At 42.1% G+C, this 17,383-nt stretch carries 11 protein-coding genes; 7 read left to right on the top strand and 4 right to left on the bottom strand.

Features of this window, described 5'->3' with window-relative positions:
* Positions 1 to 100: 100 nt before the first annotated feature.
* Complete coding sequence (locus DWZ47_RS26635) at positions 101 to 1,891, bottom strand: glycoside hydrolase family 15 protein (protein ID WP_004323567.1); 1,791 nt, start codon at positions 1,889 to 1,891, stop codon at positions 101 to 103.
* Between the two features lie 12 nt (positions 1,892 to 1,903).
* Complete coding sequence (locus DWZ47_RS26630) at positions 1,904 to 4,177, bottom strand: bifunctional alpha,alpha-trehalose-phosphate synthase (UDP-forming)/trehalose-phosphatase (RefSeq protein WP_182281660.1); 2,274 nt, start codon at positions 4,175 to 4,177, stop codon at positions 1,904 to 1,906.
* Between the two features lie 448 nt (positions 4,178 to 4,625).
* On the opposite strand from DWZ47_RS26630, the gene DWZ47_RS31430 reads away from it, so the two are divergent.
* The 7 genes from DWZ47_RS31430 to DWZ47_RS26590 all read left to right on the top strand — a co-directional run bounded on the left by DWZ47_RS31430 (position 4,626) and on the right by DWZ47_RS26590 (position 12,642).
* On the top strand, positions 4,626 to 4,706 hold the full coding sequence (locus DWZ47_RS31430) for a potassium-transporting ATPase subunit F (RefSeq protein WP_073343870.1): 81 nt from the start codon (positions 4,626 to 4,628) through the stop codon (positions 4,704 to 4,706).
* A gap of 31 nt (positions 4,707 to 4,737) precedes the next feature.
* Positions 4,738 to 6,444 carry a potassium-transporting ATPase subunit KdpA gene (gene kdpA / locus DWZ47_RS26615; RefSeq protein WP_117515272.1) on the top strand — a complete coding sequence of 569 codons (1,707 nt, stop codon included), beginning with the start codon at positions 4,738 to 4,740 and terminating at the stop codon, positions 6,442 to 6,444.
* An 18-nt stretch (positions 6,445 to 6,462) separates the two neighbouring features.
* Positions 6,463 to 8,496 carry a potassium-transporting ATPase subunit KdpB gene (gene kdpB, locus DWZ47_RS26610; RefSeq protein ID WP_004306396.1) on the top strand — a complete coding sequence of 678 codons (2,034 nt, stop codon included), beginning with the start codon at positions 6,463 to 6,465 and terminating at the stop codon, positions 8,494 to 8,496.
* A 16-nt stretch (positions 8,497 to 8,512) separates the two neighbouring features.
* Positions 8,513 to 9,085 carry a K(+)-transporting ATPase subunit C gene (locus DWZ47_RS26605; protein ID WP_004306397.1) on the top strand — a complete coding sequence of 191 codons (573 nt, stop codon included), beginning with the start codon at positions 8,513 to 8,515 and terminating at the stop codon, positions 9,083 to 9,085.
* A 118-nt stretch (positions 9,086 to 9,203) separates the two neighbouring features.
* Entirely contained in the window at positions 9,204 to 9,968 is a 765-nt protein-coding gene (locus DWZ47_RS26600; protein WP_004306399.1) for a hypothetical protein, read from the top strand.
* An 84-nt stretch (positions 9,969 to 10,052) separates the two neighbouring features.
* Positions 10,053 to 11,183, top strand: coding sequence for a sensor protein KdpD (locus DWZ47_RS26595; RefSeq protein ID WP_004309023.1), 1,131 nt, complete (start codon positions 10,053 to 10,055; stop codon positions 11,181 to 11,183).
* A 19-nt stretch (positions 11,184 to 11,202) separates the two neighbouring features.
* On the top strand, positions 11,203 to 12,642 hold the full coding sequence (locus DWZ47_RS26590) for an ATP-binding protein (RefSeq protein WP_032849834.1): 1,440 nt from the start codon (positions 11,203 to 11,205) through the stop codon (positions 12,640 to 12,642).
* Between the two features lie 79 nt (positions 12,643 to 12,721).
* Here the strand turns inward: DWZ47_RS26590 and DWZ47_RS26585 are convergent, their stop codons facing one another.
* On the bottom strand, positions 12,722 to 15,049 hold the full coding sequence (locus DWZ47_RS26585) for a Gldg family protein (RefSeq protein WP_117515270.1): 2,328 nt from the start codon (positions 15,047 to 15,049) through the stop codon (positions 12,722 to 12,724).
* 12 nt (positions 15,050 to 15,061) lie between these two features.
* Positions 15,062 to 17,383 carry a Gldg family protein gene (locus tag DWZ47_RS26580; RefSeq protein WP_117515268.1) on the bottom strand — a complete coding sequence of 774 codons (2,322 nt, stop codon included), beginning with the start codon at positions 17,381 to 17,383 and terminating at the stop codon, positions 15,062 to 15,064.

The raw sequence follows: 17,383 nt of genomic DNA, 5'->3' as shown, positions 1-17,383 counted from the left end.
CAGTGGGAGAGTAGGTAGCCGCCGTTTTTAAGAAGCCCCTTGATTCATTTTGAATCAAGGGGCTTTCTGTTTTTTTATCACTTCTGAATTAGGGCCTTCTCTAAGGCCGGATAAAAGATAACCTCTTCTCTTCTTCTGCAAATAAAATAGCTGTATTTACTAATGCTAGATGTGAATATGCCTGCGGGAAGTTGCCCAACTGTTCTTTGGTTTCGAAATCAATATCTTCACTAAATAATCCGAGGTGATTGGAATATTTCAGAACTTCGTCAAACAGGCAGCGTGCTTCTTCTTTATGGCCGGTTACAAACAATGCCCGTATAAGCCAGAATGTACAAATCGTAAAAGCAGAAGTAGGCAACCCAAAATCGTCTTTGCTGTTATAGCGATACATAAGTCCTTTATGGAAAAGGGCTTTCTTGACTGCTTCCACTGTTTTATGATAGCGTATATCATCTGCTTCTATAAATCCATAGGGTTCCATCAATAGTAATGAGGAATCCATTGCTTGATTATTATATGTCTGTGTGAAGCTTTGAAGTTCCTTATTCCAGCCATATTTCATCACATCTTTCTTTATTTTTTCGGCTTCCAGTTGCCAACGTTCGCTATAATTATATTTGTTAAGCATTTGAGCGATTTTAGCTCCGCGATCTAAAGCTACCCAACACATCACTTTGGAAGAAACAAAGTGTTGTCCTTCTCCCCGGATCTCCCAGATTCCCTTATCGGGCTTTCTCCAGTTTTCTACTACTTTTGCTAAAATGGTCTTTACCATTTCCCACATGTCTTCAATTTCATCCAGTGTGCCGGGCATGAGGCGATAATATTGGTAAATCAGGTCCATCAGGTAACCAAAAGAGTCGTTTTGTTTCTGATGGTATGCATCATTTCCTATTCGTACAGGTTTGGAGTTCTTATAACCGGATAGATGGTCGAGTATCACTTCGGTTAGTTGGTGCTCGCCCCGGATGCCATACATAATTTGATAATCATGTTTGGAAACGAATGTGGATTGGATAAATTTCATAAAGCGTTTGGCTGCACCGGTATGTCCGATTTGAAACATGGTTTCGATGGACATGGAAGCATCCCGAAGCCAGCAGAAACGATAATCCCAGTTGCGCACTTCTCCTACAGCTTCCGGAAGGCTTGTCGTTAGTGCTGCCAGCACAGCTCCGTTGTGGTAGGACATTAGTTTCAGAACCAATAAACTCCGTTCGATTACGTCATTATATAGAGTGTATTTCTTGCTTCTGTCTGTCCAGTTCAGCCAATATACCAGCGTACGGCAATATTCTATTTTCTCCCTTTCTATGTCGATTGGGATCACTTTCTCGTTATAGGAGAGCAGGAGAAATTCGTCTTTCTCAAGAATGATTTCTTTTTTCTCTTTGATGTCCTGAAGAGACAGGGAAGCATATAAATATTGTCTGTCCTTGTTGTCAAAGGAGCAGTAGGATTCGATATACTGTGGAGTGATATTAAGGATCACTTGTCCCTGCGCATAGTTCGGGGCCGGATGATAGTTGATCTTGAAACGCGGTTTCCCTTTTATCCAATGTATGTAGCGGTATAATTCGGCAGGTAAATAATGCCCTGTTTCGTCTTGTGAACGATAGCAGGGCATATAGTCGAGCACTACGAATTCTCCTTCATCGGAGGAGAATTGGGTAGAAAGAATATTGGTGTGGGGGACATAATTTTGTGTGATGCGATAGTCTCCGGAAACTTCGAATCCGAAAGCTCCTCCTTTCTCCCGGTCGAGCATACTGGCAAAAATAGAAGGAGAATCGAAATCGGGAAAACAGAGCCATTCGATATTTCCGTTCTGCGAAATGAGAGCTGCCGTTCGGCAGTTACCTATCACTCCATAATTTAAATTATTCATATTGATTGCTTTTTATTGAGTTTTTAATAGATCTTTGAGAAAGTCGAAAGCGAAAGTCAGGCGATTCTTAATACTTCCTTCTTTTGTGGCAGTTTTTTGTTTGCCTAGTAAAGACCGTAAGAAAGGAAGTACGTCAGATTGGGCAGACAGGTGATAGTTGGCGGCTTCGGATACGCTACCTATTTTAATGGTGATAGCGCTCATCGGCAATGCCTGAAACATATCTTCATCTGTAGTGTCGTCTCCCATCGCTATAACAAAATCATAACGTCTGTTGGCTAGCAGACGCCCCACCTCCGAACCTTTATTGCAATCCGGTGATTTGATTTCGATCACTTTATTTCCTTGTAGAATTTGTAGTTTCTGCCGGGTACAGAGCGAAATCAGCGTGTTGACGAGTTGTTGGGCTCTTAATGTGCCGAGCCATGCGTCACTTTCACGATAATGCCATGCCAGGGCAGTTTCCTTCACTTCCAGATGGGAACGGGGAGTACGGTCTACAAACATTTGAAGAATAGAGAGAATACCTGCTCCCCATTCTATCTTCTTTATGTTTTTATGCCAAACCCCGTTCTCTTTGTAGAAAGCCCCATGTTCGGCAGCCATAGACACAGGAAGGGAGCCAAGCCATTTTTCTAATGTAAAGTGATCCCGCCCGCTATTGATAACAATATGATTGGCGGGATCGCTAGCCAGTTGTTGTAGAATAGAAATGAGTTCCGGTGTAGGTTGTGCATCCTCGGGACGTGGTTTGAGAGCCGTCAGTGTACCATCATAGTCCAGCAGAATCAGGCGTTGTTTGGCTTGGTTATACTTGAGCTTGATTTGTGCGATGGTGGCAGCTACGATGCGTTTTTTCCGTAACATATCATTTTTCATACATGTCGCGTTCAGTTCATTGACAAAGTCGGCTGCCCATTTGTTGACTGTCTGTACGGACAGAATGCTTTGCATACGTTGCAGGCGTTGTTTTTGTTCCTCTTCGGGCATTTCAAGTGCCTGGCAAATAGCATTTTCTATTTGTTCTGTATCGTTCGGGTTGATTTGGATAGCGTCCGTCAATTCTACGGCGGCACCTGCCATTTCGCTAAGGATAAGTACACCGGGATTGTCGCATTTGGTAGCTACGTATTCTTTGGCTACCAGATTCATTCCGTCCCGAAGTGGAGTGACGAGGGCTATGTCGGCCACATAGTACATGGCAGTCAGTTCTTCCAGTGAAAAGCCATGATAGAAATAACAGACGGGAGTCCAGTTCATTGTGGAGTAACGTCCGTTGATAGAGCCGATTTCTTCGTCAATTTTTGTTTTTAGTTCCGCATAACTGCCTACATGGTCGCGTGAAGGGACAATGACCATTGCCAATGTAACTTTACCGTGATATTCAGCATGATGTTCGAGGAAGGTGGCAAAGCCACGAAGACGGTGCAATATGCCTTTGCTGTAATCCAGTCTGTCTACTGACAGGATCAGTTTATGCTCGCCGAAAAGTTTCCGGGTACGTTCAATAGCTTGGTGCACTTCTTTATTTTCCGAGGCCTTATGATAAGATTCATAGTTGATTCCCATTGGTAATGCCTCTACTCTGGTCACCCGGTTGTTGATCTGTACTTCATCCAATTTAAAATCGAGATGTAATACACGTTCTACAGCACTGATGAAATGACGCATATAGTCGTGGGTGTGGAAAGCAATGAAGTCGGCTCCTAATAAGCCTTTCAGTATCTCGGCGCGCTCCGGCAGAATACGAAAAAGTTCGTAGGAAGGGAACGGGATATGATGGAAATATCCGATACAGAGTTCCGGATATATTTTCCTCAACATTCCCGGAAGTAGCATCAACTGATAATCCTGTATCCATACTTTGTCGCCGGGACGTACCAGTCGGCAAATCTCCTCACAGAAAAGACGGTTGACTTGCTGGTAGGATTGCCAAAAACAGTTCTTATATAAGGTATAAGCATAAAAGTAATGGCATAAAGGCCAGATAGTACTGTTACTGTATCCTTCGTAGTAATTTTCAATTTGCTTTTCCGACAAGAAGACCGGATGAAAATTCATTTCCTGTAGTTTCTCGTTAATCTCCTGTTGGTCCTTTTCTTCATTGGCACATATTCCGGGCCAACCTATCCAGTGCTTCTCATAAGAAGTCTGAAGAGAATCCAAACCTGTTGCCAGTCCGCCTTCGCTACGCGAAAATGCGAATTTACCGTTTGTGCCGGCTACTTTGACAGGTAATCTGTTTGCAATAATATAAAGTTTCATATCTATCTCTTTGCAAAGCATATACCAATAGACCTATATTAGTTGTTAATCTCTTATTATCAGTGTATTATAAGTATTATGTTTCCTTCTCTTGCCTTTTCAAAATGAAAATCCCCCTTTCAAAGTGATAATTTGCTTATTTTTTCTCTTCTGAAATTCTGGAAAAGTACAAAGCTTTTCAAAATAGAATCCTTTTTTCAAAATGGAAGGGTATGTTGGATGGATAGAAAGTTTCTTGTGATGTGTATTTTGTTGAATATTAGTCTGTTATCTGTTGTGTGTTTTGTGTGGCACGCATTTGGCATGAAGGGTGGCGAGTAAAAAAATAATAGTAATCATTTAAAAGGTAAAAACATGGGAATAACACTATCATTTATTTTCTGCCTGTTAAGCGGTTTCGCTTGTTTCTGGCTATTTTGGAAATGTGTAGACTGGTTTGAAAATATTTAAAGAAAAAGGAGAATTGATTATGTACACAGCATTATTCGTATTAGGTATTGCGATCTTCGGTTATTTGATGTACGTGCTCGTCAAACCCGAAAAGTTTTAAAGTAACACACACAGTTTAAGGTAAAAAGTATATGAATACAGAAATTTTAGGCGTGGTTGTTCAGATAGCCTTGATGGTGATTCTGGCTTATCCACTGGGAAAATACATTGCTAAGGTCTACAGAGGAGAAAAGACCTGGTCTGATTTTATGGCTCCTATCGAAAGAGTCATTTATAAAGTTTGTGGAATCGACCCCAATGAAGAAATGAACTGGAAACAATTCCTGAAAGCATTGTTGATTTTGAATGCTTTCTGGTTTTTCTGGGGAATGGTACTCTTGGTTTCACAAGGATGGTTGCCCTTAAATCCGGACGGCAACGGACCGCAGACTCCGGATCAGGCATTTAATACCTGTATTAGTTTTATGGTGAACTGTAACTTGCAGCACTATAGCGGTGAAAGCGGACTGACTTATTTTACTCAACTGTTCGTCATCATGCTATTCCAGTTTATTACCGCAGCAACAGGTATGGCTGCTATGGCAGGTATTATGAAGAGTATTGCTGCAAAAACAACCAAAACGATTGGTAACTTCTGGCAATTTCTGGTAATAAGCTGTACACGTATTTTATTGCCTCTTTCTCTGATTGTAGGTTTTATCCTGATTCTTCAGGGAACCCCGATGGGATTTGATGGTAAGATGAAAGTGACTACGATGGAAGGCCAGGAACAAATGGTTTCTCAAGGTCCTACGGCTGCAATTGTTCCTATCAAGCAATTAGGAACGAATGGTGGTGGTTACTTTGGTGTAAACTCTTCTCATCCGTTGGAAAACCCGACTTATCTTACTAATATGGCAGAATGTTGGTCTATCCTGATTATCCCGATGGCAATGGTATTTGCGCTAGGATTCTATACCCGCAGAAAGAAGTTGGCTTACAGTATATTCGGAGTAATGCTTTTCGCTTTTCTGGTAGGTGTATGTATTAATGTCAGTCAGGAAATGGGCGGTAATCCACGCATTGATGAATTGGGAATTGCGCAGGATAATGGTGCGATGGAAGGTAAAGAAGTTCGTTTGGGGGCCGGAGCAACGGCATTATGGAGTATTGTAACTACTGTAACCTCTAATGGCTCTGTGAATGGTATGCATGATTCTACTATGCCGCTGTCCGGAATGATGGAGATGCTGAATATGCAGATTAACACCTGGTTTGGCGGTGTAGGTGTAGGATGGATGAATTACTATACATTTATTATCATTACAGTGTTTATCAGCGGTTTGATGGTAGGACGTACGCCGGAATTTCTCGGCAAGAAAGTGGAAGCCCGCGAAATGAAAATCGCTACGATTGTAGCTCTGCTTCATCCGTTTGTAATTTTGGTATTTACAGCACTCTCAAGTTATATTTATGTGCACCACCCTGATTTTGTGGAAAGTGAAGGTGGATGGTTGAACAATTTGGGATTCCACGGTTTAAGTGAGCAACTTTACGAGTACACTTCTTGTGCTGCCAATAACGGTTCCGGTTTTGAAGGTTTGGGAGATAATACTTATTTCTGGAATTACACGTGTGGTATCGTTCTGATTTTGAGCCGTTTTATTCCTATCGTCGGACAGGTTGCCATTGCCGGGTTACTGGCACAGAAAAAATTCATTCCGGAAAGTGCCGGCACATTGAAGACCGATACTTTGACTTTCGGAGTCATGACATTTGTGGTTATCTTCATTATTGCTGCGCTGTCATTCTTCCCGGTACATGGATTGAGCACAATTGCTGAACATTTAAGTTTGTAATACTGAATTAGAGAAGATATGAAAGATAATAAATCAGCTTCTTTGTTTCCAAAGGAGCAAGTTATAGAAAGTTTGAAACAGTCATTCGTGAAACTGAACCCGCGGATGATGATAAAGAACCCGATTATGTTTACAGTAGAAGTGGCTACAGTGGTCATGCTGCTCGTAACGCTCTACTCCATTGTAAACTCTTCACAAGGTTCGTTTGCTTACAATATTGCCGTGTTTATCATTCTGTTTGCAACCTTGTTGTTTGCCAATTTTGCTGAAGCTATTGCCGAAGCACGTGGTAAAGCACAGGCCGATAGCTTGCGTAAGACTCGTGAAGAGACACCGGCTAAGAAAGTGGAAGGCAATAAAATCGTTACTGTCAGTTCTTCACAGTTGAAGAAAGGAGATGTATTTGTTTGTGAGGCCGGAGACGTGATTCCTTCCGATGGTGAGATTATTGAAGGCTTGGCTTCTATTGATGAAAGTGCTATCACCGGCGAGTCTGCTCCGGTTATTCGTGAGGCAGGTGGCGATAAGAGTTCTGTAACGGGTGGTACGAAGGTATTGTCCGATCATATAAAAGTAATGGTGACTACTCAACCGGGAGAAAGTTTTCTCGACAAGATGATTGCACTGGTAGAAGGTGCTTCCCGCCAGAAAACCCCGAATGAGATTGCGTTGACTATTCTGTTGGCAGGTTTTACGCTTGTTTTCGTCATAGTGTGTGTTACCTTGAAACCGTTTGCCGACTATAGTAATACGGTCATCACCATTGCTTCGCTTATTTCTTTGTTTGTGTGTCTGATTCCGACAACTATCGGTGGACTTCTCTCTGCTATCGGTATTGCCGGTATGGACCGCGCGCTTCGTGCCAACGTGATTACTAAATCCGGTAAAGCAGTAGAGACTGCCGGTGATATTGATACGTTGTTGCTGGATAAAACAGGTACTATCACAATCGGTAACCGTAAAGCAACTCATTTCCATACGGCTCCGGGTGTCAATTTGCACGATTTTGTGGAGACTTGTCTGTTGTCTTCCTTGTCCGATGAAACGCCGGAGGGTAAGTCTATCGTAGAACTGGGACGCGAGTCGGGCATCCGTATGCGTAACCTGAATACAACGGGAGCGCGTATGATTAAGTTTACGGCTGAAACTAAATGTTCGGGAGTAGACTTGGCAGATGGAACACAGATTCGTAAAGGTGCTTTCGATGCTATCCGTAAGATGGTGGAAGGTGAAGGAAATGAATTTCCGAAAGAAGTGGAAGAGATCATCTCTTCTATCTCTAGCAATGGTGGTACGCCGTTGGTAGTATGTGTAAACAAGAAAGTGACCGGTGTCATTGAGTTGCAGGATATTATCAAACCGGGTATTCAGGAACGTTTCGAACGTCTGCGTAAAATGGGAGTGAAGACGGTCATGGTGACAGGGGATAACCCGTTAACTGCAAAATATATTGCTGAAAAAGCCGGTGTGGATGATTTTATCGCTGAAGCTAAACCGGAAGATAAGATGGAATATATCAAGAAGGAACAGCAGGCTGGTAAATTGGTTGCAATGATGGGAGACGGAACGAACGATGCTCCTGCTCTGGCACAAGCCAATGTGGGTGTAGCCATGAATAGCGGTACACAGGCAGCAAAGGAAGCCGGTAATATGGTCGACTTGGATAACGATCCGACGAAATTGATCGAGATTGTGGAAATCGGTAAACAATTGTTGATGACACGTGGTACGCTGACTACTTTCTCTATTGCCAATGACGTGGCCAAATATTTCGCAATTGTTCCTGCCTTGTTTATGATTGCTATTCCTGAACTGGCTGCTCTGAATATCATGCATCTGCATAGTCCTGAAAGCGCCATTCTTTCGGCAGTCATTTTTAATGCGATTATTATTCCGATTCTGATTCCGCTGGCTTTGCGTGGTGTGCAATACAAACCGATAGGTGCAAGTGCTTTGCTTCGCCGTAATCTGCTGATCTATGGTGTGGGTGGTGTGATTGCTCCTTTCGTGGGAATCAAATTGATAGATTTAGTAGTAGGTTTATTCTTTTAATTAAAAAACAATAGCAATGAAAACTTTATTGAAGTCTTTAAAAATAACACTTGCTTTTTGTGTCTTTTTCTCCGTGTTCTATATCCTTATCCTGTGGGTGTTCGCACAGGTAGCAGGTCCTAATAAAGGAAATGCCGAGGTGGCTACGCTGGATGGGAAAGTAGTGGGAGCGGCCAATGTGGGTCAGATGTTTACAAAAGATATTTATTTCTGGGGACGTCCTTCTTCTGCCGGTGACGGGTATGATGCGACGAGTTCCGCAGGTAGTAATAAAGGGCCTACGAATCAAGAATATCTGGATGAAGTGAAAGCGCGTATTGATACTTTCCTTGTACATCATCCTTATTTGAATCGTGCGGATGTGCCTGCCGAAATGGTTACGGCCAGTGGTTCGGGACTGGATCCTAATATCACTCCTCAATGTGCGTATGTACAAGTGAAGAGAGTAGCACAAGCACGTGGATTAACAGAAAAACAAGTAAGAGCGATTGTTGATAAAAGCATAGAAAAACCGTTTTTGGGGTTGTTGGGAACAGAAAAGGTGAATGTCTTGAAATTGAATATCGCTTTAGAGGAAAGCAATAAGTAGATGAAGATTGAGCAGCGTTCCTGTCCGGACCGTTTGGGTTATGCCGCGGTTCAAATTAACAGGGTTGGATGGGGCGCTGCTTTTTTACAGGAACATAAAATAGAATTAGATAAAAAGTATGAAAAGTTTTTTTAGTAAAAAGAGTATTTTAGGAACAATGGCTGTAGCAGCCGTATGTATGTTGGGAACTAGCAATGCACAAGCACAAGAGTTTACTATACAAGGTGATTTGGTAAGTTCGTATGTATGGCGTGGTATTTATCAGGGGGGAGCCGCTTCCTTTCAGCCGACTTTGGGATTTAGCGTAGGTAATTTCTCGCTTACTGCATGGGGCTCAACCAGTTTGAGTGAGAGTAATAAAGAAATTGACCTAACCGCAGCTTATAAGTTTGGTGAAGCGGGACCGACACTTTCTGTAGCCACTCTTTGGTGGGACGGACAAGCTGATGTGGCTAATGGAGAACTTACCAATAATTATTTCCATTTTAAAAGTGGAGACACCGGACATCATTTTGAAGCAGGGTTAGCTTATACGCTTCCTATTGAAAAGTTCCCGTTATCTATCGCATGGTATACCATGTTTGCCGGTGCTGACAGAAAAACGACTGATGAGGGGGAGGAAAAGCAGGCATACTCTTCTTACGTAGAACTGAATTATCCGTTCAGTGTGAAAGGAGTTGATCTGAATGCTACTTGTGGAGTGGTTCCTTATAAGACTCCGCAGTATAATGTGAATGGGTTTGCAGTGACGAACCTAGCTTTGAAAGCAACGAAAGCAATAAATTTTAATGATAAGTTTTCATTGCCTATATTTGTACAGGCTATATGGAATCCACGTTTGGAGGACGCCCATTTAGTATTTGGCGTAACTTTAAGGCCATAAAATAAACTCATGAATTTTTGTGAAACCCGTGGTGATCGTGATGATTACTACGGGTTAGGATGTTTAAAATAACAGATTGACGTAATGGATGATAGAGAACATAGTGTACAGTATTTTTTGGATCTGATAAAGAAGTCCCACCGGGGCAAATTCAAGGTCTATATCGGTATGATAGCCGGTGTGGGAAAGTCATATCGTATGCTTCAGGAGGCGCATGAACTGCTGGAGAACGGTGTGAACGTGCAAATCGGCTATATCGAAACTCATGGACGTGCCGGGACGGAAGCATTGCTGCAAGGGCTCCCTGTCATTCCGCGTCGCAAAATCTTCTATAAGGGGAAAGAATTGGAAGAAATGGATCTGGATACGATTATCCGTGTCCATCCAGAAATTGTAATTGTGGATGAACTGGCTCATACGAATGTAGAAGGTAGCTTGAACGAGAAACGTTGGCAGGATGTGATAACTTTGCTGGATGAGGGAATCAATGTGATCTCGGCAATCAATATTCAGCACATCGAAAGCGTGAATGAAGAAGTGCAGGAGATTACGGGTATTGAAGTGAAAGAACGAGTGCCCGACAGTGTGCTTCAGGAAGCGGATGAGGTGGTGAATATTGACTTGACGGCAGAGGAACTGATTGCACGTTTGAAAGCGGGAAAGATCTATCGTCCGGAAAAGATTCAGACGGCATTGGACAATTTCTTTCGGACAGAGAATATTCTTCAGTTACGTGAGTTGGCTTTGAAGGAAGTAGCGTTGCGGGTAGAAAAAAAGGTGGAGAATGAGGTGGTGATGGGAGTAGCCGTCGGACTTCGGCACGAGAAATTTATGGCTTGTATCAGTAGTCATGAGAAAACACCTCGGCGAATTATCAGAAAGGCGGCAAAGTTGGCAACCCGGTATAATACTACTTTTATAGCCCTGTATGTTCAGACTCCGAAAGAGAGTATGGATAGAATTGATCTAGCCAGTCAACGGTATCTGTTGAACCATTTTAAGCTTGTGGCGGAACTTGGGGGAGAGGTGGTGCAGGTGCAGTCGAAGGATATTTTGGGGAGCATCGTCAAGGTTTGTAAAGAGAAACAGATATCGACTGTTTGCATGGGAACTCCTAATTTAAGGTTGCCATACGCTATTTGTTCTATACTGGGATATAGAAAGTTTTTAAATAATTTGTCACAAGCTAATGTAGATTTGATTATACTTGCATAATATTAATCGTATGAACGTTATGAATATTAAAACGAAACTGATTCTCGGTATCGGAATGCTGGCCGGAATGATTATTTTGCTGGTAACACTTTCAGTTGTGAATCTTCAAATTCTGACAGCGACAGAACCTGATAGTCCTGCTGCTACGCCCGGATTGGAACGTGCTTTGTTATGGATTTCCGTAACGGGAGGAATCTGTATCTTGACCGGACTGATATTGCTTTATTGGTTGCCCCGTACTATCAGTAAGCCTATTAAAGAACTGAAAGAGGGAATTCTTGAAATAGCCAATCATAATTATGAGAAGCGTCTGCAGATGAATAATAATGAAGAATTCCGGGATGTGGCGGATAGTTTTAACCGGATGGCGGAGCGTTTGACCGAATATCGTGCCAGTACTTTGTCGGATATTCTTTCTGCAAAGAAATTTATTGAAGCAATTGTAAACAGTATAGATGATCCGGTGATCGGCTTGAATATGGAGCGTGAAATTCTGTTTATCAATGAGAAAGCACTCAATGTCTTGAATCTGAAACGGGAGAATGTGATTCGTCAATCGGCGGAGGAACTGGCTTTGAAGAATGACCTGTTGCGGCGGTTGATCCGTGAACTGGTGACGCCAAGCGAGCAGAAGGAACCATTGAAGATATATGCTGACGACAAAGAGAGTTACTTTAAGGCCTCTTATGTCCCTATCATTAATACGGAGGCTGAAAAAGGGGAACCTCGCAAACTGGGTGATGTTATTTTATTAAAGAATATCACGGAATTTAAGGAACTGGATTCTGCCAAGACTACATTTATCTCGACGATATCTCATGAACTGAAGACTCCGATTGCTGCTATTATGATGAGCCTCCAGCTGTTGGAAGATAAGCGTGTCGGTGCATTGAATGATGAACAGGAGCAACTGTCTAAGAGTATCAAGGAGAATAGCGAGCGTTTGTTGAGTATCACCGGAGAATTGCTTAACATGACCCAGGTGGAAGCCGGAAAACTACAGTTTATGCCGAAGATCACCAAACCGATTGAGTTGATCGAATATGCGATCAAAGCTAATCAGGTGCAAGCGGATAAGTTTAATATCCAGATAGAAGTGGAATATCCGGAAGAGAAAATCGGCAAACTCTTTGTCGACAGTGAAAAGATTGCCTGGGTATTGACAAATCTGCTAAGTAATGCTATCCGTTATTCTAAAGAAAACGGGCGTGTGATTATCGGTGCCAAACAGGATGAAAATATGATCGAACTCTATGTTCAGGATTTTGGAAAGGGTATCGACCCGCGTTATCACAAAAGCATCTTCGACCGTTATTTCCGTGTACCCGGAACGAAAGTACAAGGCAGTGGCTTGGGATTATCTATTTCGAAGGATTTTGTGGAAGCTCATGGTGGTACGCTGACGGTAGAGAGTGAATTGGGGAAGGGAAGTCGGTTTGTGATGCGGTTGAAGGCATAGTTTTGAAGGAGTTTATGAAAGAATTAGACTTCCGACAGGCACAAAATCTGCTTGCCGGAAGTTTCTCTATTCTTTCTTTTTATCGTTTTCTTCTTCTCCAGCATATCCAAATGCCACACAGACCAATAATAAATGGAATGCCATAGCAATAGATAATTTTGATAGTGGATAGATCCATAGGAGTCAGGCTGATATCTTTGTCGAGATAAGGGGCTCTGGAAGAAGATACCGGAAATTCATTATAGCATAGCCAACGGAATGAACCGGGAATCATATTGAAGTTGAATGAATAGATACCCGGTCTTGAGCTTTTTTGTAGTTCGGCATTGCTGAAACAGTCTGCATCACCCAACACAATGATCCGTTGTTTTTTATCTTTGCCTTTTATCTTGCGGGTTAACGCTATTGCCGTGGGATAGGCTCCTAGCTTTTCACCTTGAAGAGAGTCCAAAGAAAGGGAATCATTCACAAAATCTTTTGTTTGATACTCAATCCATGTTTGTTGAGCGTTGCTTTGTAATAAAACTATTGGATGGAATTTTGTTGTATCGACAACTTCCAGAGCAACAGCCGATGGCATGGTGACTGCGCTATGCGTCTGCCTGTCAACCATACGTTTGTAGAAGCCTCCTATACTGTCGGCGGCTATCTGGGTAGCTTTCGCGAGAACGAGGTCTCCGGGATTAACATCAGAAGGTTGTGCAATGATTCCCGGCAACAGTTTTAAACCAACTTTCCGGAGTAAAGGATTCATTACTTCCTGACGTCCGACGTCTCCCATAATCATCATATTACCTCCGCGTTCAAGAAAACGATCTATGATTTCTTGTTCTTTGGAACTCATGGAAGAACGCATTTCAGCGATAAGTAATATATTGATATTACTTGGTATATCATTCATATCCTTCAGATTCAGTTCCACCAAATCAAAACCTTGATTAATCATGGAATAACGAAAGCGTCCATGTGTGGCAAAAAGTGAGTAATCCTGATCTCCCTTTTTAGTGGTGGAACGTTCCTGATGTCCTGTGATGGCGCCTACCTTCACAGGAGTAACAAGCATTTTCTTCAATGCTGCGGAGATTTCTGTTTCAGAAGGGTGATATTCCATATCGTCGAACAAGCGAAGGCGGGCTTGTTCACCGGATCCACGCTCAACAACACGCACAAATCGGTAGTTTTCTTTTGCCAAGTCTATTTTTTCTTTCAGTTCTTCGGCACTTTTCAGCTTTTGGGGATTGAAGTTCTTTTTCTTGGCAACTTCATAAGCTATCTCACGAATGTTCTTATTCGGATATTGGCGATAAAGGGCACTGTCTTTCGGTGTGGAGTAATAGTAAACATACTCCATCTTTATCTCCGGTTTGAAACGTGTGTACATTTTGAAGCGTGCCATATCCTCTTTTTGCTCTTTTGGAGAAGCGACATCAAATTCTTTATCGAAAATATTGACGTAAGTTGTGATTGTCATAGGTCCGGATAATTGCTTCATCACTTTCTGACTTTCTTCCGAAAGTGTACGTTGTTTGCTGCGGGTAGCATCATAAAAGCCCATCATTGCCGGACGGGAACTGACAAAGCCGATAACTATAATGGTACATACAGCTAAGGCATAGCGCATTGTTTTTGAAAGGAGTGAACGGTGTGTTTTTTCATTGTTCAGTTTAATGACCGATAGCCAGAGGAATAATAAAATTACGGCAAGGAAATAGATAACGTCATCGCTACATATCAATCCTCCAACCATCTCACTGGCACGTCCTTTAATGGATAGCCAATAAGTAATTTCTCTAAAGAATATGGACTCCTGCCCAATTCCTCCCACATAATTGAGAAATGCTAATGCGGAAAGGGTGGCGACAGCTGCCACAACCTGGTAAGATGTGAGTGTGGTCATAAAGAGACCGATAGAACAATAGGTCAGTATCAACAGAAACATGGATAACAATCCCGCCAAGATAAGTGTAATATCGACATGCGGCACGGAGATAAACATTACGATTGTCGGTAGGGCAAGGATGATGACAAAGATCAGGGCGAATACCACCATTGATACAAACTTGCCGGTAATGATTTGGATACTATTTATCGGTGATGAATAAAGTAGTTTGATAGAGCCTGATGAATATTCACGACTCATCAAGTTCATGGTTAATAAAGGAATATACAGATAGATCGTTTCCTGAATTACTTCATATATTCCTTTGAGACCAAGGACAAAACCGGCTGTGACACTGAAAGTGATCGTGTTGCCCAATGCTTTTATTTTTACTATTTCCGTCAGGATATTCATAAAATCGAATCCTACCTGGCATGTAAATGCAATCAGTAGCAACCATGCGACCGGTGAGTAAAAGAGTACCGCTAGTTCGGTACGGGCTATTCTAAGTATAAGTTTTAAGTTCATCTTTTTCTCTTATTAATTTCTTCTGCGGAAAAACCAGATGCCAACTCCTATAAGTAAGAGGATAGCTGGTATAATGATTATGAAAATAGTTTTCATTGTACCAATATCTTTCACTCCGATCGAAAGTTTGTTATCGGTACAATGGGGACGGCGTACGTCGATCGGAAATTCTCCTCCGGAAAGCCAGCGGAAGCTTTCGATAATCAGATTAAAGTTTCCTGATCTATATCCTTCGCGTGAAAGAGTCAGTTCGGTGTTGCTTATGCAATCTGCATCACCAGAGATGATAATACGCTGCTCTTTATCTTTCAGTTGGCGTGAAAGGGCATAGGCTGTGATATAGGTTTGTTCTTTCTCTCCTGCCGAAGCATTACATTCTACTGGCAATTCCTGTAAATCTGTTTGTTCTTTTTCAATCCATACACCTTTGGCGTTTGTTTCAAGAATCGGAGTATATTGGAAGCCGTAATCGTTGTCGGAGGATGTAAGGGCTACACATCCGGGCATAGAGACGCGTAAATCATATTGGAGAAAATCTTCTTTGAATCCGAATGTAAGTTTTTCCGATTCACGGGTTGCTTTGGCTAGAATCAGATTAGGAGAGAAATCAACGGAAGATTGTGCCAGTTGGTATTCTTCCATTTTGATACCGAATTTGCTTAAAAAAGGATTCATAACTTCTTGCCTGCCTGTATCGGTGAGAATAAATAAATTACCTCCACGAGCCAGGTAAGCCTCCAGTTGATTTTCTCCTTTTTCTGTAAGCGGGGTTCTCATTTCTGCAAGGACCACGATATTGATTAGGGAAGAAATGGTGTCTCCGTGAGAAATGTCGATCTCGCAGACATCAAAGCCTTGATTAATTAAGGCGGCTCTAGAATATTTCTCAATGGAGAAGTTGCTATAATCGCGGTCACCGGATTTGGACACCTCACGTTCACCGTCTCCTTTGATAAAGGCAACAGTGGGAGGAGTTGAAATCATCTTTTTGATGGCTGCTGTAATTTCCGCTTCGGATGGCGTTGCATCCATATCTTCAAAATCACGGATGAAGGTACGTTTTCCATCTTGCGTTTCCATAATGCGAACAAATGTATTTTGTTCTTCACGCAGGTCGATGATTTGGCGGATTTCTTCCGGAGATTTGAATAAATGAGGATTCAAGTTATAAATCATGGTCATATAATCACGCATCTCATCTACTGTTTTGCCTTGAAACTTAGGATTATTTGCAACGCCGTTGGGGGCGAAATCATAATAATAGACATATTTCACTTGCAGGTCCGGTTTAGCGAGACAATAAGGTTCGAAGATTGTTTCATTCGCTTTCTTCATGATAGGGAGGTAGCGATATGATTTGTTATCAAGTAGGTTAACATAATTGGTAATAGTTACCGGTCCTGTCAATTTAGCTAATACGTGTTGGCTATTTTCGGTAAGTGAGTTTAGTTTTGTGCGTGTTGTATCCCATACCTTGATCATTCCCGGACGTGAAGTGAAATAGCCAATTGCCATTGCTGCGACAAAAAATCCCAGATAACTGATTGCTTGCCGGAAACGACTGATAGTTCGTCGGTCGGATGTAAGTTTGAAAGTGGTAAATGTCAGGAAAAGGGTTACTACGACCACGAAATAAATCACATCTTCACTCCGAATTACTCCATTCAGCATATCGATTGTTCTTCCGTTTATTGACAGCCAATAAGTCAGTTCGCGTATAAAATCGTATTCCTGGCCGATATTTCCTACAAAATTCAGTATGGCTAATACAATAAGTGTCCCAACTGCTGCTACTACTTGATAAGTCGTGAGTGAGGACATAAAGAGCCCGATAGCGCAATAGGCGCATATTAATAAATAGAGTCCTAGAAGGGCGACTAGTACAGGAGCCCAATCAAAAGAAGGGATTACCAAACTGCCATAAATAGCACTGGCTATCGGGACAAGCATCAGACAGCAACCAAATCCGATGGCTGCAAGATATTTACCCAATACGATCTGACCACTGGTGACTGGGGATGAATATGCCAGTTTGATTGAACCCGATGCCGTTTCGCGACTGATGAGTCCCATTGTCAACAATGGAATATAGATGTATATGTTTGATACGACGGAGGACAAAAAACCGTAACTACCTAAGAAGCAGATACCGCTCAAAGAAACTTCTTTGCCTCCTGACAGATCATAGTCGGTCACTATATTCTCCATTAATGACGTAAAACTTGATGTTGTCAGGAATGAGAAAACAATCAATATGAACCATGCAATCGGCGAATAGAATAAAATGGCCAGATCGGTTCGGGCAATACGCATTATAATCTTTAAATCCGTCAT

It is taken from the genome of Bacteroides sp. AF32-8BH (assembly GCF_003435205.1).
Lineage (GTDB): Bacteria > Bacteroidota > Bacteroidia > Bacteroidales > Bacteroidaceae > Bacteroides > Bacteroides ovatus.
Note: the sequence above shows the minus strand (reverse complement) of the source record. Positions and strands in the feature narration are given on the sequence as shown.